Source organism: Kitasatospora sp. NPDC051164, from assembly GCF_044455625.1.
Lineage (GTDB): Bacteria > Actinomycetota > Actinomycetes > Streptomycetales > Streptomycetaceae > Kitasatospora.
Map to the genome: position 1 here is coordinate 270,021 of NZ_JBITFB010000002.1, position 17,825 is coordinate 287,845.

Annotated in this window: 12 protein-coding genes; 4 read left to right on the forward strand and 8 right to left on the reverse strand. The window is 70.0% G+C overall.

Going from position 1 to position 17,825, the window contains the following annotated elements:
* Window positions 1–43: 43 nt before the first annotated feature.
* The gene (locus tag ACIBEC_RS03760; RefSeq protein ID WP_360492247.1) at window positions 44–967 is read left to right on the forward strand and encodes a hypothetical protein; all 924 of its coding nucleotides are present in this window, start codon (window positions 44–46) and stop codon (window positions 965–967) included.
* Between the two features lie 37 nt (window positions 968–1,004).
* On the opposite strand, the gene ACIBEC_RS03765 is transcribed toward ACIBEC_RS03760, so the two are convergent.
* From ACIBEC_RS03765 to ACIBEC_RS03790, 6 genes are all read right to left on the reverse strand, one after another.
* A complete protein-coding gene (locus tag ACIBEC_RS03765; protein WP_360492250.1) occupies window positions 1,005–1,217 on the reverse strand; it encodes a DUF397 domain-containing protein in 213 nt (70 codons plus the stop codon).
* Window positions 1,214–2,026, reverse strand: a complete 813-nt coding sequence (locus ACIBEC_RS03770) for a helix-turn-helix transcriptional regulator (RefSeq protein WP_360492253.1) — start codon at window positions 2,024–2,026, stop codon at window positions 1,214–1,216. Before ACIBEC_RS03770 ends, ACIBEC_RS03765 begins: the two co-directional genes overlap by 4 nt.
* Window positions 2,027–2,165: 139 nt before the next feature.
* Entirely contained in the window at window positions 2,166–3,065 is a 900-nt protein-coding gene (locus ACIBEC_RS03775; RefSeq protein WP_396287718.1) for a hypothetical protein, read from the reverse strand.
* Window positions 3,066–3,305: 240 nt separating this feature from the next.
* Entirely contained in the window at window positions 3,306–3,806 is a 501-nt protein-coding gene (locus ACIBEC_RS03780; protein WP_360492259.1) for a hypothetical protein, read from the reverse strand.
* Complete coding sequence (locus tag ACIBEC_RS03785) at window positions 3,803–5,443, reverse strand: alpha/beta hydrolase (RefSeq protein WP_360492262.1); 1,641 nt, start codon at window positions 5,441–5,443, stop codon at window positions 3,803–3,805. Before ACIBEC_RS03785 ends, ACIBEC_RS03780 begins: the two co-directional genes overlap by 4 nt.
* A 3-nt stretch (window positions 5,444–5,446) precedes the next feature.
* Window positions 5,447–5,575 carry a hypothetical protein gene (locus ACIBEC_RS03790; RefSeq protein WP_360492265.1) on the reverse strand — a complete coding sequence of 43 codons (129 nt, stop codon included), beginning with the start codon at window positions 5,573–5,575 and terminating at the stop codon, window positions 5,447–5,449.
* Window positions 5,576–5,951: 376 nt separating this feature from the next.
* On the opposite strand from ACIBEC_RS03790, the gene ACIBEC_RS03795 reads away from it, so the two are divergent.
* From ACIBEC_RS03795 to ACIBEC_RS03805, 3 genes are all read left to right on the forward strand, one after another.
* Entirely contained in the window at window positions 5,952–6,398 is a 447-nt protein-coding gene (locus ACIBEC_RS03795; protein ID WP_360492267.1) for an ATP-binding protein, read from the forward strand.
* A 146-nt stretch (window positions 6,399–6,544) separates the two neighbouring features.
* Window positions 6,545–13,474: a DEAD/DEAH box helicase gene (locus tag ACIBEC_RS03800; protein WP_360492270.1), complete on the forward strand. Its 6,930-nt coding sequence runs from the start codon at window positions 6,545–6,547 to the stop codon at window positions 13,472–13,474.
* Window positions 13,471–15,723 carry a UvrD-helicase domain-containing protein gene (locus ACIBEC_RS03805; RefSeq protein ID WP_360492273.1) on the forward strand — a complete coding sequence of 751 codons (2,253 nt, stop codon included), beginning with the start codon at window positions 13,471–13,473 and terminating at the stop codon, window positions 15,721–15,723. Before ACIBEC_RS03800 ends, ACIBEC_RS03805 begins: the two co-directional genes overlap by 4 nt.
* A 157-nt stretch (window positions 15,724–15,880) precedes the next feature.
* Here ACIBEC_RS03805 and ACIBEC_RS03810 read toward each other — a convergent pair whose 3' ends face one another.
* Both ACIBEC_RS03810 and rpe read right to left on the reverse strand, forming a co-directional pair.
* Entirely contained in the window at window positions 15,881–16,840 is a 960-nt protein-coding gene (locus ACIBEC_RS03810) for a pirin family protein (RefSeq protein WP_360492275.1), read from the reverse strand.
* 151 nt (window positions 16,841–16,991) lie between these two features.
* Window positions 16,992–17,675 (reverse strand): ribulose-phosphate 3-epimerase, encoded by a 684-nt coding sequence (rpe, locus tag ACIBEC_RS03815; protein ID WP_360492277.1) that lies wholly within the window; start codon window positions 17,673–17,675, stop codon window positions 16,992–16,994.
* Window positions 17,676–17,825: the final 150 nt, after the last annotated feature.

A 17,825-nucleotide genomic window follows, 5' to 3' on the forward strand; every position in this document is an offset into this window, starting at 1 on the left:
GTGTTCCGGAAGACGATCCTCAACAGAAATCCCAGGGGTGGGAGTGTCACTGACACTGTTTCTCAACGAGCTGTCCTGCGAGTCCGAGTCCGGGCCCAGGGAGGTGGACACCGCGATGGCCGGCTTCGTCGCCACGCTGCGCCACCTCAAGAGCTGGCAGAGCATCGCGCTGGTCACCAGGAGCCCCCTGCCGACGTCCGAGCTGGCGCGCGGGTACCTGTACCAGCAGTGGGTGAACGCGGGCGGGCAGAACCGCGATCGGCACCGCTACCTTCTCGCGCTGCGCAGTCGCTCGCCCTTCCGGGACGCCGTTCAGTTGACACTCGACCCGGACGAGGTCGAGTACCAGCACGACAACCGCACTGTGGAGGGAATCGCGTTCGCGCACCTCACTGACGGCCTCGCCGTCAGCCTTCCGGTGTCAGCGAAGTGGGCGACCTCGTGGCTGGACCTCGATATCCAGCACCTCACCGAGGACGGCATCGAGAGCAGTCATGACCGTGCCCGGCACTGCTCCAGCCCGGACGAGGCCGACGAACACAAGACCTGGGCGCAGGACACGGCTACTGCCTCGCTCACCACGCCCGCGGAAATCCTCGACTCATGGGACGAGTTCTTCCCGCACCTCCAGAAGATCCCCCGCTTCGAGCGCTGCCTTCGCCGCCTCGACATGAAATGGCATCGGCCGGTCCGCAAGTTGCTGATCGACCTGGAAGCGACGGCCGCCGGCTGGGACCCTGCGACCTCGCCCGAGCCCAAGTGGCAGCATCCGCACATCACTCCGGAATCCCAGAGCCGTCAGCACTTGTGCACCTTCACCGACCTCGACGGCAAGGAGCGCTGCTTCTCGTGGCACGGCCGCTTCACCCCGGGAAAGGGACGGTTGCACTTCCGACTCGTCCCCGAGGAGCGGGCGATCCGGCTCGGGTACGTCGGCGACAAGCTCGGTAGCGACGCGGACTCTTGAGGTGCGGCCGTCCCGACGACGGTCATGTGCCCCCAGGTCAGACGTGGCTCGCGGAAGCGAACCGGACGAAGGCAGCCCAGCTAGCAGGGGCGACCTTCAGCACAGGACCTTCCGGGTCTTTCGAGTCGCGGACTTGAACGGCTATATCCGTCAGAGCCACCTCGACGCAGTCGCCCCCTTCCGCGCCGCTGTAGCTGCTCTTGCGCCAGCTCAGGTCTCGCGGTCCGGCGGTGGTCTCTTCGGAACTCATAGCTCTCCCAGCAGCTTCTCGATGAAGGCCAGCGATTCACGAGGCGTCATGGCCTGCGCTCGGATGATCCCATAGCGCGATGCAAGGGCGCGGACTTCCTCACGATCGGTGACAAGTGTGCTCCGTCCCTGGGCCTCCATGTAACCGACCTGCTCACCTCCCTTGCGCGTGAAGAGTGTGAACCCACCATCGACGCCGGCGTTGTCTTCGCGGTCGAGGGGCATGACCTGCACCTCAACGTTCCGTCTGTCCCCGATGAGGAGAATTTGCTCCAGCTGTCCTCGCATCACGGCCTTGCCGCCGAGCGGACGAAGGAGCACCGACTCCTCCATAACGAAGCTGAAGAGAGGCGCCGGGCGGGCAGCGAAATGCTCCTGCCGTGCCAGTCGGGCGGCCACTCGTTGCTCGATGATCGTCTCATCCAGGAGGGGTCTGCGCATCGCCAGCAGCGCCCTCATGTACTCCTCGGTTTGTAGCAGCCCCTTGATCACATGCGTGTCGTAGGACTGCAACTCCACCGCCTCCGCCTCCAGCTTGGCGGCGTCCCGGAAGAACGCGGGGTACCGGGCCCGCGCGACCTCGTCCTTCATCGCGATCAGGAGACCGCCTGCATTCAGCTCCTGGTCCGCCTTATCGATCAGCTCCGGCCGGGGAATCCGCCGGCCGAGCTCCACCGAGGCGATCTGGTCCTCGCCGTACCCCAGTCGCACGCCCAACTGTGCCCGGCTCAGGCCCTCCCGCTCGCGCAGGAGCTTCAGCTGCCGCCCGAAGGAGCGCAGCAAGCCTGCCCCATCATCCTGTTCCGCCACCCCGACCACCTCCGACCCGCCACCCTCAACGGCATCGCCCACCGCGCAGACCCCACCAGGCACCCGCACACGATCGGCTACCGAAACGATACGGACCGCAACCAGCCGGCGTGTCCGGAATCCAGTGAATTCACCCCTGCTACGCCGCAGATGCGACCACCGCACCGCGCAGGAGACCGCGCGCGCGTTCGGCTCCTCGCCGGTTGCGTTCGACAGCAGCAACGTCCGGCCCGACCTCAGGAGGTGCAACTCCCGTGCAGCGTCCGCAGATGGCGCCCCCGCTCGCCACCGGATCCGCACAGCGCGCGCATTCCCCCACGCCGCCGACCGTGACCACCGCCCCCGGCATCCTCCGCTCCAGGCGCGCCCGCACGAAGCCCGCAGGCGCCAGCACATGCGAGGGCAGGCCGCCCAGCAGCACTTCCCGCAGCCGCCCCACGTCCGGGTCGCGGGCGAGCCAGTCCGCCACCAGCGGTGCGAGGTCGAGCACTTCGACCATCCCCAACCGCAGCCGCCGGTCCCTGGCCGTCAGACGTCCGAGAAGCCCGGCCGCAGCTGCCGTGGCCTCCCCGCCGCCGTCGTCCCCCGCCGCCGTCGTCGCCGCCTCGCGGGAGGAGGTGTTCCCCTCGTTCTTCTCCCCCTTGGGGGAAGTGCCGACCTCCCGACCCTCTCCCTCACCGAGTGCCGGGTTTCGGACCGAACCGCGCCACGCCGCCTCGATCTCGTCCGCCTCCGTCAGCGGCACGCTGCTGACGAGGACGCGCGTCGTCCACGTCCCCTTCGTCGGATGCTGGGAGCGCCGGACGTGCAGGAAGCCCTCCTCGATCAGCTGTGCCCGCGCACCGGCAACGGCCGTGCGCCCCTCGGGCATGCGCTTGCCGATGGTGAGGATGGTGTCCCGGCTGCCGGGCGGCAGCGACAGCGCCCACAGCAGCAGCGTCTTCGCCGTGGCCCGCAGACGCGGGTGGCGGATGATCTCGTGTGACGCCCGCACATAGCGTTCGGGCGCGATAAAGTGCACGTGCATGAGGAGGTCCAACTCCCTGTGCCCGACCCCGGGGTGTTTGCCGCACCGCCGGGGTCACCTATTGATCTGTAGCCGGACGGTAGCACGCGGTGACGAACTCCCGCTCCCCGAATCCGTGATTCGCCGCCCCGACGAGCGATGAGCATCCACCACGGTTGGTCGAGTCCGTGACCCGTGAGTTCCGGCTCAGCCCTCAGCCTGCTTTGCCCGGTCCTTCGCGCGGGGTGGCGCGAAGGACCGGGCGAACGTCGCTCAATGCGGGGGTCTGGTGCCGTTGGGCCACACGCAGGGGGAGGAGAAGCCGATCACGAGTGTCCCGTACGAGCTGCCGATGCCGTCGATGGACCCCGTGAACTCGTTGGTCGGGTTCGTGAAGTGGACGGATGTCCGGAGGGCTCCGGAGTCGTCCCGTTTGAAGCCCATGGCTTCGATCCGGGTCCGGAGGTGGTCGACGTATTCGGCCTGGCGGTCCGTCGGAATGCCGGAGAGCCGCTTCTCGGTGACTGCGACGACCCGCCCGTCGTACTCCGAAGGGGCGTCGTTCTTGAAGCAGTTGGTGCCGTTCTCCCGCTCGCTGGCCGTGGTGACCGGTTGGGGCAGGTCGGCGAGGGCCTGCCCCACGTAGTCCGCGGTCTGCTGCTTCGCCTGCGCCTGCGTCATGGTCGGGGCATCGTCGGAGTCCTTGCTGCATGCTGCGACCGTCAACAGCAGGCCGACGGCCACCGTTACCGCGATCGTCCGGTGTCGTCTCACTGGCCGACCCCATTGCCTGCGATCACGGCACCGAACGCCTTGACGGATACGCTGCCCGGCAGCCAGTAGTGCGAGTGGTCGGTACTGCCGGCCGGGAGGTGTCGGGCTCCGAAGTCGTTGTCCACGGGGTCCAGCCCGAAGGCCAGACCGGTGCTCGCCACGTGTTTGATCATCGTGTCCTCGCTGCCCCTGGCGACGTAGACGTGGGACGGGTCGATGTTCAGGTCCTTGGCGTGATCGACGCCGACGCCGGGGCTGCCTACCAGGATCACGTCGTCCACCGGGAGTTTGTGGTCGCGCATGGTGAAGCCGACGGCGACGGTTCCGTAGCTGTGACCCATCAGGGTGTTGTGCGAGGGGTTGCCCTCATGGGTCGCGCGCAGGGCGGTCTGGAAGCGGGCCAGGTCCTTCTCCGCGTTCTCAGCGTACGAGTCCGACGACGCTTCGGGGAAAAGGCTCTGGGGCGCGTCGTAGCCGACCCAGGCGATGGCGGCCGTTGTCTTGGGGCTGCCGGGGTCCGATTCCTTCGCGGCCCTCACCATCTCGTCCGCCTTGTCCACGTCGCCGATGGCCGTGCCGAACTTGGCGTGGGTACCGGGCACGAAAGTCACGACGTTGTCGGCCGTGTCGGGGTTGTTGACGGAGATGATCGCCCGACCCTTGCCCTTGGTGTCGAAGCCCATGAGGAAGGCCGGTTCGCCGCGTGTCTTCAGCTTGTCGCCGCTCAGCCGGCTTTCGATGTCGGCGATCGAGGCGAGCTTCTCCTTCAGGTCCTGCTGCTTGCGTTGCCATTCGTCGTAGTCGGGGTTCTCCACGGGCCCGCCGTTGGTCTCGGCGACGCTCAGGTACTTCTTCGGCTCGGGGCCGAGGCCGTCGAGTTGGCTCTGGAGGTCCTGCTTGGCACGCTTCATGTTGATGCGGTTGGCCTGGTCGCGGGCGGTGGCGGGGACGCCGTCGAGGTTGCCCACCTGGTCGGGGTGGTCGTTGATGAACTTCTGCCGCTCGGAGTCGGTGAGGCCGTTCCACCACTGCTTGACGCTGTTCGGGTCAGTGCCGGAGGCGGGTACCTGCTCGCGTCCTGTCTCGGCGGCCTGGTCCTTCGCCACCGTGGCGGCGTCCAGGCCGGTGCCGTTGCTCGCGTTGGTCGCGAAGTGGTTCAGGCGTGCGCTGATCTCCTGGTCCGCCTGGGCCGCTTCGTTGAGCGCCGCGGTGATGCGGTTGCTGATGGCGATCGCCGTCGTCTCGGCACCGGCGCCCGCGTAGGTCGGGGACGCCGGATCCTTGTCCCACGTGATGCCGCCGTCCGGGGCCACAGTGAGCTTCGCGTCCTTCGCGTCGTCGAGGGCGTAGACCAAGTGGGACTGCGCCAGGGCGAACTGTTCGGCGGCCTTGGCGAGCGCCTTGCCGACGAAGTCGAGTTCACTGTGCGCGGACTGGAGTTCGGTGCCCAGGAAACGGATCCGGGCTTGGGCGTGGTCGGAGGCGGTGCCGGACCACTGCGAGTTGGCCAACCGGTCCACGACCTCGTGCTGCCAGGACTCGATGTGCTGGCCGAAGGCCGAGTAGAGCTTGTCGAAGGCGTTCTTCGCGATGGTGATGTCGTTGATGTCGGCGTCGTAGAGCGTCTTGATGTCCACCGCTTACTCGGCCGCCTTCGCGCGGGAGGACCTCACTGAGCCCGCGATGAGCTCGGCCGACGCGCCCTGTCCGCAGCCGTCCAGTTCGACCCGGTTGGCCTTGAACTCCAAGGCCACATCAGGATCTGTCACGTTCGCCCCCCGGCGGTTGGTTCGCACCCGGCTACTGCCCGGCTCGTAGATCATTTGATTACGGACTTTAACGGATCATTGATCGTTTCAGCCCGATGTCGATCGGGTGACGGCCGAACAGTCGGGACGAGGGCAGGAAGGACGAGACTCCCCGACGGTTGGGCGAGAGCTCCGTAAGCGCCTGCGCGAGGGCGGGTCCAGCCCGGGTGCTTCCATCACCCACCTCGGTGAGGGAAACGGCGGCGTGACCGCTTCCCCGCCATGCGGACAACAGCTGTCTCTCGCGCGTACACCGCCGCCCGACCGCCGTACAGGGCACGGCCGTACGCGCGTCGCCGCTGGTCACCGGCCCTCCGCGCCCGGCACGCTCCTGGTCATGACCTCCCTGCACAACCCGAGTTCCACCGCAGCGGCCGCTCCGCTCCGGGAGTTCGCCATGCGGTTCAGCTCCACCCCGCGCGGCGCCCGGCTCGCCCGCCGGCTCGTCTCCCACCGGCTCGACGACTGGGGGTACGGCTACGACTCCCCGCTCAACGACACCCTGAGCCTGATCACCGCCGAACTGGCCGCCAACGCCGTCCGCCACGGCCGCGTCCCCGGACGGGACTTCGCCGTCCGGCTCGCCGAACACCCCGACGTGCTGCGCGTCGAGGTGTCCGACACCCTCACCGAGCGGACGCCCCCGGCCGTTCTCCGCACTCCGGCGGACGACGCCGAGTCCGGTCGCGGCCTGCTCCTCGTCGCCGCCCTCGCCGACCGCTGGGGCACCTCCCCGCGTCCGACGGCCCCGGGCAAGACAGTCTGGGCGGAGTGCCTGCGCTGAGCCTTCACGCGGCGGGCAACTGTCCGTCCCATGGTCACCTTTGGGCAACCGACCGCCGGGAACGGGCTCCGACAGGTCGGTGCCGCACTATACGGTGTGATCCAGTGATCCACGCTCCGTGAAAGCGCACGTCGAAGGAGTCCGCCGTGAGGCCCACCCTGGCCGCCGCGCAGCTGCGCGGCAGTCTGACGCAGTACCTCACGACGACGTACGCACTCGCGGACGAGGACACCCGCGGCGCACTGGAACGCTTCCTCGGCCACCCGGAGACGGGCATCTTCCGCGGGCCCTACCTGCGGATCAGGACGCCGTTCCACCTCGCGGACGAGGGCTGGCAGCGGCACCTGGAGTGGCAGCCCGGATTCCCGCCGTACCGGCACCAGGCCAAGGCCTGGGAGCGGTTGAGCACCCTGCGCGGCCCGGCCCGGCCGACACTGGTGACGACGGGAACCGGCTCGGGGAAGACCGAGTCGTTCCTCGTCCCCGTCCTCGACCACTGCCGGCGGGAGAAGGCGCGCGGTCGGCGAGGGGTGAAGGCCGTCCTGCTGTACCCGATGAACGCGCTGGCGACGGACCAGGCAGGGCGCATCGGGGACTACCTGGCGCAGCCGGAGCTGGCGGAGGTCACGGCCGGGCTCTACATCGGTGACCGCCCGGACACTGACTTCCGGCGGGTGATGACGCGCCGTGAGGAGATGCGGGTCTCGCCGCCGGACGTGCTGATCACCAACTACAAGATGCTCGACCTGCTCCTGCAGCGCGGCGAGGACCGCCCCCTGTGGGAGGGCGCCGAGATCACCCACGTGGTCCTGGACGAGTTCCACACCTACGACGGGGCGCAGGGCACAGACGTCGCCATGCTGCTGCGGCGCCTGGCCGCTGTCGTCGGAGCCACCCGCCCGGGCCGCCCGCTCGGGTCGATCTGCCCGGTGGCGACCTCGGCCACCCTCGGTGAAGGTCGCCCCGGCGCGCAGGCCGGCGGCATCCTGGACGTCGCTGCCCAGGTGTTCGGGATGCCCTTCACGCCGGACACCCTGATCGGCGAGGAGCGGATGACCGCCGAGGAGTTCACCGGAGCGGTGGACTACGAGCTTCCCGAGCCTCCGACCCCGCAGGAGGTCATCACGGCCTCGGGTGGTCCGGGCGTGGAGTCGAATCCCAAGCTGCTGGACCTGAACGGCCTCGCCACCCGCATGCTGGGGCGCGCCGGCCTCGACGCCTTCCAGGTCGGCCGCATGCTCCGGCGCCACGACTTCACTCACGGGGTCCTGACCCTGCTCGACGGCGAACCGCTCGACGAGTGGGGTCTGCGGGACCGCTTGGCGCGCTTCGGCTACGCGTGGGGCCGTACCGCGCGGGAGAACCCCCGGCTCGTCCTGCAGGCGCTCTCCCGTTTCGTCGCCCTGCTGTCCGCGGCACGGGACCCGGATTCCGACGAGCGCCGACCGCGCCCGCTGTTGCACGTGGAGGCCCACCTGTGGGTCCGGCCGGTGACCAGGGTGCTGCGCGGCCTCGGCGCCTCACCGGAGTTCCGCTGGTACGAGGACGACCGGGCCGCCGCCCGGCGGGTCGCGGCCGCCGCCCTCCCGGTGGACAGTGAGGACGGCGACTCCTCGTCCGGCGGCTGGCCGTCGAGCGGATCACAGCGGCCCGCGGCGCTTCCCGGCGCGGACACCGCGGTTCGCCCGGCGCAGGTGCACCTTCCGGCCGTCTACTGCCGCAACTGCGGGCGCTCCGGCTGGGCCGCGCTCTCCCCGGAGGCCGATCCGCATCAGCTCGTGATGGCCCACGACAAGATCTGGCGGGCGGGCCTCGGGCGGGACAAGCGGCGCATCCGCTACTTCATCTCCGCCACCCGCTCGGAGAAGCAGGAGGCGCTCGCCGCCCTCACCGGCTCCCGGCCGGCGAGCGGCGGAGTCGACCCGCTCTCCGTCGTCGTGCTCGACGGGTCGCAGGGCACTTACCGCATGCCGGTCGCCGCCGACGAGGGCGACCTGCTGGACGCCTGGTTCGCGCTGGCGATCCTGGACAAGAAGACCGCCGACAAGGCGGCCACGGACGACCGCTGCCCCGCGTGCAACACCGACAACGGCATCCGCTTCCTCGGTACGGCCCTGGCCGCGCTCGCCTCGGCGACCGTCACCCAGCTGTTCACCGGTGGCGACATCGCCCTCGTCCCCGAAGAGCGCAAGACACTGGTCTTCAACGACTCCACCCAGGACGCGGCGCACCGGGCCGGGTACATCGCCAATGCCTCCTACAAGTTCTCCCTCCGGTCGCTGCTGGCGCACAACCTGGAGGACTCCGGCGCACCACTCCCGCTCAATGACCTGATCGGCAACGTCCTGGACTCGGTGGACGACCCCGGCACGCTGGCCGCGGTCGTCCCACCGGACCTGCACGACGAGGCCGGCGTGGACCGGCTGCTGTCCGGCCGCGGCACCGGCGACGCACGCACCTGGAAGCTGATCGGCGAGCGCCTGGCGTTCGCCACCGTCATGGAGTTCGGCCTGCGCTCAAGGCTGGGGCGCACCCTGGAGCTCACCAGGACAGCCGCCGCCGAAGTCGTCCTGGAGGATCCCGAACGCGTCGCCGCTCTCGCGCGCGATCTGCACCTCGCCCTGCCAGGGCAGTTGGTCGCCGCGGAGTCGATGCCGACCTCCGAGCGCTACGTCGCCTACGTACGCGGCCTGCTGGAACGCCTACGACAGCGTGGTGGGGTGCGGCACCGCTGGCTGGAGCCGTGGATGAAGGACGCGGGCGTCGCCCGGTTCAAGATCTGGGGCGGCCGCCCCGACGGCATGCCGGCCTTCCCCGACGGAATGGCACCGCCACGATTCCTGCTCGACGGGCAGAAGGACAAGTCCCCCTTCGACACGGTGTCGGGCCGCGGCGGCTGGTACCAGGACTGGACCCGGCGGTGTCTCGGGCTGGACTCCGCCGGTGCCACCGAGTACCTGCGCCGGCTGCTTCCCGCGCTCGCCGACGAGCGGGTCCTGGCCGTCCGCACGGCCCAGGACCGCACCACGCGCGTCTACGGGCTTCAGCCGGGCCACATCGAAGTCCGGCTGCTCGGCGACTCGATCGTCAACAAGGCCTTCGTCAGCTGTGAAGACTGCGGCTGGCAGCAGGTCGTGCCACCCGAGCGGCGCACCCGCTGGTACGGGCACCCGTGCCCGCGTTACCGCTGCAAGGGAATCCTGACTCCGCCGCAGTACGGCGCCTCCCGCACCGGTGGCACCACGTCCGGCTTCGGCGGCGTCCAGGAGCGCGACTACACCGACGACTACTACCGGCGTCTCTACCTGACCGGCGGCACCTTCCGCGTGGTCACCGCCGAACACACCGGCATGCTCACCCGCCCCGAGCGGGAGCGGGTCGAGCGGTCGTTCCGGTCCGGTACGCACTACACCGACCCCAACGTGCTGTCCTGCACGCCGACTCTCGAACTCGGCATCGACATCGGTGACCTGTCCGCCGTCCTGCTCGGCTCGCTGCCCGACGGACCGGCGAACTACGTCCAACGGGCCGGTCGCGCCGGCCGGAAGACCGGCAACGCCCTCGTCGTCGCCTTCGGCGGCCGCAGGGCCCGCGACCTGTACTACCTCGACGATCCGCGCGAGATGATCGCCGGCGACATCGTGCCGCCGGGTTGCTACCTGTCGGCCGTCGAGATCCTCCGTCGCCAGTACACGGCACGGCTGCTCGACCTGGCCGCCGCCGGCCGGCTGACCACGGCCGACGGCGAACAACTGCAGCCCGTGCCCAGGCTGGTGTCGGCACTGTTCGGCACCACCGGCTGGTGCCAGGACCTGGCCGACGCGGCGCTCACCCACGGAAAGACCCTGGTGGAGGAGTTCCTGGCGCTCTTCCCGAGCGGCGCCGGCCCGGACGACGACGCCGGTGTGTCCGGCCATGCTGCCGACGAATTGCGTTCCTACGCCACCGGCGGCATCGCGCGCTGCCTGCAGGAGGCCGAGGAAGCGTGGGTCCTTCGCCGCGAGGAACTGAAACGACGCCTCGCGGCCATCAACAAGGCCGTCGACGCCCTCGTCACGACCGACCCGGAACAGGACCGCGAACGACGCGAGCTGCGCGCCGAACTGCGCAGCACCGCCGACCTCCTGGGCGCGCTGAACCGGGCAAGCGCCCACGGCACGCTGGTCGAGCTCGGCCTGCTGCCGAACTACAGCCTCGCCGACACGACCACCAAGCTCGAAGCCACCCTCTACTGGCGGGAGGACCCGTCCGAGGCGGACGGAGCCACCTCGGGCCCGGGAGGCTCGGCGGGCGAGACTCCCCGGGTCTACCGCAGCGAGGTCCGCAGCTACGACCGCTCCCGTCGGCTCGCCCTCACCGAACTCGCACCCGGCAGCAGCTTCTACGTCAACGGCTACCGGCACGTGGTGCGGGCCCTGGACATCGGCAGCCCCGAGCGACGAGCCTGGTCCGTCTGGCGGCTCTGCCCGTCCTGCGGGTTCATCCGCACCGAGAACGCACTCACCGACACCGCGCCGTGCCCGCGCTGCGGCGGTCGTGCGATCGCCGACGCCGGGTGCGTCCAGTACGTGCTCCAGCCACGGCAGGTGGTGGCCCGCGACAAGCGGGACGACGCCCGGGTCCGCGACGACAAGGACGAACGGGAGCGTCGACGCTACTCGGTCCTCACCTCCGTCGACATCGACCCGGCCCAGATCGCCCCCGGTTCATGGCGCCACGACAAGGCGACCTTCGGGGTGGACTTCGCCCGCCGTGCAGTCGTGAGAACGCTCAACCTGGGCGTCGACCGCCAGGACGGCAGCAGCACCGTACCCGTCGCCGGCGAGGACGTCCGTCTCAACCCGTTCTTCGTGTGCACGAGTTGCGGAGGCGCGACGGCCGACGGCCGCCCCGTCGTCGACGCTCCGGCCGACGCCCTCACCCAGTCGCTCAGCGCTCCCTCCAAAGCCGGTGCTCATCACCTGCTCTGGTGCCCACGCCGAAGGACGCAGCAGCCCGCCGGATCCGGCCGGGCCGAGCCGCAGGACGTGCCCCTGCTGCTCGCCCATGAGTTGACCACCGAGGCCGTGCGGATCCTGCTGCCCGCCTCCGTGGCACGTGCGAAGGAGCGCTTGGCGTCCTTCACCGCGGCCCTGTTCGTCGGCATAGCCGCGCGCTACGGCGGCGATCCGGACCACATCGACATCGCGGCCGCCTCCATGCCCGACGGCAGCGACTCCGACTGGCCCCAACGCTTCCTGGTCGTCTACGACCGCCTTCCGGGCGGTACCGGTTACCTGCACCGGCTGGCCTCGGCGGAAGGCTTCAAGGAGGTTCTGCTGCGGGCACGCGACGTCATCGAGAGCTGCCCCTGCCGGGAGAAGGGGCAGGACGGCTGCCACCGCTGCCTGCTGCGGCGCGTACCGGCCACGGACTACGACAAGGTCAGTCGCAGCGAGGTCCGTCAGATGCTCGACGACCTCCTCGGTGCGGACGGGGAGCGCTGGGTCATTTCGCCGGTCACCAGCACGCGGCAGATCTCGCTGGAGCAGCAGGCCGAGAGCGATCTCGAAATCATGTTCGTCGACACCCTCAGGGACTGGGCCCGGTTGCCGGAGTCACGCGCGAGCGCGGACGCCTACACGACCTCCGCGGGGACGTACTCCCTGGAACTCCGTCTGACCGGCAACGACGGCTCCACCCTGAGTTGGCGGGTCTCCCAGCAGAGGGCTCTGGACGGCACCCGCCCGGATGTGCTCTTCGAGCGTCTCGACGCCCCCGGCCCGCGCCTCGCGGTCTACCTCGACGGCTACGAGTACCACGCCGGCCCGCGGCACAACCGGTTGTCGGACGACGCCGTGAAGCGCGCTCGGCTCCGGGCGGACGGCCTGCGCGTCTTCCAGCTCACCTACTTCGACGTCAAGGACTGGCGCCGCGTCGTCACCGACAACGGCCACACCCGCGGCGGGCCGAACGCCCCGGTCTGGCGGCCCTACGGGGCCGGCGGCGACGGGGAGGAGAAGGCACGGAAGTACTACGCCAACGTCCGGGGCAGCCTGCCGGGCGAACTCTCCGAGGCCGTCTGGGTCAACCCGGCCCACCTACTGCTCGCCTACCTCCACTCGCCTGATGCCGCCCAGTGGCAGTGGCGGGCGGAGGCCGCCGTGGCGGGGCTGACCGGCATCACGGGAACACGCGCCGCCGCACTGGCGGTCGACGCCGTCGGGCCGCAAGTGCTGGCGGCCCTGGGCGGCGGAGCACCCACCGGTCCCCGAGGACCGGTGCAGATCATCACCGCTCTGGACGGCTCCGGCCTCCGGTTGGTCCTGGCGGCCGACGGGCGCCGCAGGCCACCGGTCTGGAGCGCGCTCGCCGTCCTCGACGACGGCGAGCTCGTCCACCATGACGAGACGTCACACAAGAAGCGCTGGCGTTCCTGGCTGTTCTGGACCAACCTGCTGCAGTTCCTGGAGCACGGCGGCGGCGACAGCGTCCAGCTGACGACGAGCCTCCTCGACGGCTTCTCCGCCGAGGCCCTGGCGGCGAGCGGCGGCGAGGGATGGTTGGCATCGACCCGGCAGAGCCCGGCGGAGCAAGCACAGGGCCCGAAGGACGTCCCCGAAGGTCCGCGTCCTGAGCGACCGGCTCCCGAGGCACCTCAAGTCGGCCCGGAGCTCGCTCCCGAGACAACGGTTCCTGCCCCGACCACCGGTACCGATGCGGAATGGCCCCGGGTCCTCAAGTACCTCGACTCGGACGAGGCCGGCCTTGCCGAGCTGGCGCATCTCCTCGCCGAGGCCGGCGTACCGGCCCCGAAGGACGGATTCGAGCTCGACAGCAACGGTTGGCAGGCCGAACTCGCCTGGCCGGAAGAGCGGATCGGCGTCGTCCTCGCTCCGCGCACCGCCGACGGGGAGCCGGACTACGAAGCCCAGGACCGTGACAAGGCCTTCCGCGCCGCCGGTTGGGACGTTCGCCCGGCCATGGGCTGGGACGCCCGGGCACTCGCTGAGCGGCTGGGCACACGGAGCAGCGCCCGAGCCACACCGCAACACCGACGAAACGGCACGAGCATCGACGGAGAGTCAGAGCGATGAAGACCCAGGGAATCACCCTCCGCCTGCTGGACAAGGCGGACAAGGAGATCCTCAAACTCCCCCGCTCGGTCAAGGGCGCCCTCTACGACTTCCAACACAAGTTCAAGGCGAACCCCCACGCGACCGGCCTCAAGCTCCAGCAGCTCAAGGGTGACAGCAGGCTCTGGTCCGCCCGGGTCAACGACGACCACCGCGCCCTGCTGCTGCGCCTGGCCGACGACGACTGGCTGATCGTCGCGGTCAAGCACCGCAAGGACGTCTACGAGAACCTCGACCGACTCGCCTACGGAATCAACCACATCACCGGTGGTATCGAGTACGTCGACCTCCAGGTGGTGGAGGAAAGCATCCTTCGCGGCCGGGCCCCGGCCCCGGCCCGGCCCCGAGCAGCTCCCGCCGCGGTCGAACCGGCCGTGCCCCACGGGCTCTTCACGGACTGGTCCGACGAGCAGCTCAGCGACCTGGGGGTCGCCGCGCCGCTCCTTCCTGTCATCCGCACGCTCACCACCGAGGACCAGCTACTCGGTCTCGTCGAATACGCCCCGCAGCTCACCGGGGAAGTACTCCTGGCCATCGTCGACGGCAAGGACTTCGACAGCATCCTCGACCAGGTCACGACTCCGGTTGCGGCGCCTGACCCCGTCGACACTGAGGACTTCCAGGCCGCCGTCGAACGGCCGGCCACCATGGTCACCACCTCCGACGCGGCTCTGGAGGAAGTCCTGAAGGGCGGCGACTTCGGGCGGTGGAAGGTCTTCCTCCACCCGACCCAGTCCAAGTTGGTGGAACGCACCTACTCGGGGCCCGCCCGCGTGAGTGGCGGTCCTGGGACAGGCAAGACGATCGTCGCTCTCCACCGGGTCAAGTACCTGGTCGACCGGCTGCCCCCGGGGCACACCAAGCCCGTGCTCCTCACCACCTACAACAAGAACCTCGCCGCGGACCTGCGTTCGCGTCTCCTCGAACTCGGCGGGGAGGGGCTACTGGCCAGGGTGGACATCAGCCACGTCGACCAACTCGCTCTCCGGATCGTCCGGGAGGCCGAACCTGGCAACTCCAAGCAGACGATCGACGACAACCAGGCCGTGCGGGAGTGGCAAGCACTTCTGGACGAGCTCGGTGAGACCGCGTGGGACGCCGAGTTCCTCCACGAGGAGTGGACGCAGGTGATCCTCGGGCAGGTGATCGGGTCACGCGCGGACTACTTCAGGGCCCGCCGGGCCGGCCGCGGCAACATCGGTCGTGCCGAACGCGCCGAAATCTGGCAGCTCGCCGAGCGCTTCACCCAGCGGCTGGACCGCTCTCGACGACAGACCTGGGACCAGGTGACCGAGCGGGCGGCGCGTCTGGAGGTGGAGCGCGAACGGCGGATCGCGGCGATCGAGGCTCATCGCGACGACGTCGGCGGTCTGGACAACATCCACCTCCAGGACGGTTCCGCGGGCTGGCTGCGGTACCGGTACCGACACATCGTGGTCGACGAGGCGCAGGACCTGCGTCCGGCTCACTGGAAGATGCTCCGGGCGATGGTCCCGAGCGGTCAGGACGACATCTTCCTGGTCGGTGACACCCACCAGCGCATCTACCGAAACCAAGTGACCCTCGGAAGTCTGGGCGTCCACATCCGAGGCCGCTCGTCGAAGCTCACTCTCAGCTACCGCACCACCCGCCAGATTCTGCGCTCTGCGCTGGACGTACTCACAGGGGAGTCATTCGACGATCTCGACGGTAGTGAGGAGACCTTGGCCGGTTTCCGGTCCGTCCTCAACGGTGCCGCTCCCCGGCTGCACCCCTACACAGACTGGAACTCGGAGCGCGTGGGCATCGCCAAACACATCGCGGCCTGGGGCGCCCGCCCGGACGAGCGGATCCCCCTCGAACAGATCGCAGTCTGCGTCCCCACCAATCAAATGGCGGGAGAGGTCGCCTACACCCTGGCGCAGCACGGAATTCCCGCAGTGGAAATCGGCCCCGACGGCCCCAGGAACGACAGCGGGGTGCACATCGGCACGATGTTCAGGTTCAAGGGCCTGGAGTACCAGCGGATGGTCATCGCCGGGGTACGCGACGGATTGGTGCCGCGCGACAACGTGAACCGCCTGAAGGGCACCGACCTCGCCCGGTACCGTCGGGAGATGCAGCGAGCCCGCTCACTGCTCTTCGTCGCCGTCACTCGCGCCAGGGACAGCGTCGACATCTTCTGGCACGGCGAGCCGAGCCCCTTCCTGAAGCCCGTTCTCACGCCCTGAGCCACCTCACGACGCCAAGCCGGTTGGCGGCCCCGGCCTCGGGGCCGCCAACTGCTCCCCAGCCCGTCCGGCCGCAGAGCGCGAAACTGGCAAGCTGCTCTGTCCACCTGCGTGGCGGACGCAGCGCAAGCATTCGCCTGGCTCATCAACCGGCGCCTCAGCGCTCCCGACCCCGGGCCTTCAGCGGTAGGGCGGGCAGCTCCGGCGCCGCCAGCCGGTCGCCCGCGTAGCCGTGGACCTCGCCAAAGCGGTCGCCCGTCATCCAGTCGGCACGCGCCCGGGCGATGTCCTCCGTCGAGCGGCCGATGAAGTTCCACCACATGACGATCTTCTCGTCGAAGGGTTCCCCGCCGAGAAGGAGGACGGCGGCGTCGGTGTGGGCGTGGAGCGGGAGGTGGGGGCGGCCGCAGCCGAGGTAGAGCATGGAGCCGGGTTCGACGGGGACGCCGTCGACGTCGACGCGGCCGGACATGGCGAGGACGGCGTACTCGAAGTCGGGGACGAGGGGGAGCCGGAGGTCCGTGCCCTCGGTGAGGGCGAGGTCGGCGCCGACGAGGGGGGTGTGGGTGGTGCCGGGCGAGGCGGCGGTGTCGAGGGTGCCGAGGATGACGGTGGCGCGCAGGCCCGGGGCGGTGACGACGGGCAGGTCGGGGTGGTGCTCGAAGGTGGGGGCGGTGTGCCGGTGGGCGTCCGGGAGGGCGACCCAGAGCTGGGCGCCGTGCAGGTGGCGGGCGTGCGGCCGCGGGGACTCCTCGGAGTGGGAGATCGCCCGGCCGGAGGTCATCAGGCCCAGTTCGTACGGCCGGACGGTCTGCAGGCTGCCGAGGCTGTCGCGGTGCAGCACCTCGCCCTCGTGGAGCCAGCTGACCGTCTGCAGGCCCATGTGCGGGTGCGGCGGGACCTGCATGCCGGGCTCGCCGGCGATGTCATCCGGGCCGTAGTGGTCGACGAAGCACCAGGCGCCGACCATCCGCCGGCCGAGGTTGGGGAGCAGGCGGCGGACCACCGTGCTTCCACCGAGCTGAAATTGACGGGGCGTCAGTAGATCCTGAACCGGGCCGCTACTGGCCTCGCGGCCGCAGGCGGTCGGGGTGGGCTTGAGGTCGAGGTTGCTCATCGCGGTTTCCACCACCGTACGAGGAAGGCCGGGCGGAGAGGGGTTCGTCGTCACCGATCATCCGTCACGGTCCGACGTTCCTCCACCCGCGCCCGGCCATCCGGCGGTCGGCGACTCGGCGACTCGGCGACCGCCGTGAGGCTGCGGCGGCTCAGTGCCGGCAGGCCCACCAGGCGTCCGCCGAGGCCTTGCCGGCGAGGTCCCGCAGGCTGCGGACCGCCTTCGCGGGGTCCTCCGCCCCGTACACCGCAGAGCCGGCCACGAACACGTCCGCGCCCGCCTCGGCGCAGCGCTCGATGGTGCCGGCGGCGACGCCGCCGTCCACCTGCAGCCACAGCTCCAGGTCGTGCTTGGCGATCAGCTCCCGGGTGCGGCGGATCTTCGGCAGCATGATGTCCAGGAACGCCTGGCCGCCGAAGCCGGGCTCGACGGTCATGATCAGCACCATGTCGAGCTCGGGGAGCAGGTCCTCGTACGGCTCGATCGGCGTGCCCGGCTTGAGCGCCATCGACGCCCGGGCGCCCTTGGCGCGGATCTCGCGGGCGAGCCGGACGGGCGCGGCGGCGGCCTCGACGTGGAAGGTGACGGAGCCGGCGCCCGCCTCGACGTACTGGGGGGCCCAGCGGTCCGGGTCCTCGATCATCAGGTGGCAGTCGAGCGGGATGTCGGTGGCGCGGGCGAGCGACTCGACGATCGGGACGCCCAGGGTCAGGTTGGGCACGAAGTGGTTGTCCATGACGTCCACGTGCAGCCAGTCGGAACCCCGGACGGCCTCGGCCTCGTCGGCGAGCCGGGCGAAGTCCGCGGACAGGATGCTGGGGTTGATCTGGGCCATGACCGACTACCTTCACATGAGGGCTGGGGCGCCCCGGCAGCGGGCGCCTTGGCTCATCATCTCGCGCCGCACGACCGCCGACCGCCTACCGGCGCCTGCGCGTGACCGTCATCACACCCCGCCGGGGATTACCGGGGGCGCCGCTGTGGT

What these genes read in the sequence shown, in the direction of transcription:
- ACIBEC_RS03795 (WP_360492267.1), top strand. Translation starts at nt 5,952, where the DNA reads ATGACCTCCCTGCACAACCCGAGTTCCACCGCAGCGGCCGCTCCGCTC.
- ACIBEC_RS03765 (WP_360492250.1), bottom strand. Translation starts at nt 1,217, where the DNA reads ATGAGTTCCGAAGAGACCACCGCCGGACCGCGAGACCTGAGCTGGCGC.
- ACIBEC_RS03810 (WP_360492275.1), bottom strand. Translation starts at nt 16,840, where the DNA reads ATGAGCAACCTCGACCTCAAGCCCACCCCGACCGCCTGCGGCCGCGAG.
- ACIBEC_RS03805 (WP_360492273.1), top strand. Translation starts at nt 13,471, where the DNA reads ATGAAGACCCAGGGAATCACCCTCCGCCTGCTGGACAAGGCGGACAAG.
- rpe (WP_360492277.1), bottom strand. Translation starts at nt 17,675, where the DNA reads ATGGCCCAGATCAACCCCAGCATCCTGTCCGCGGACTTCGCCCGGCTC.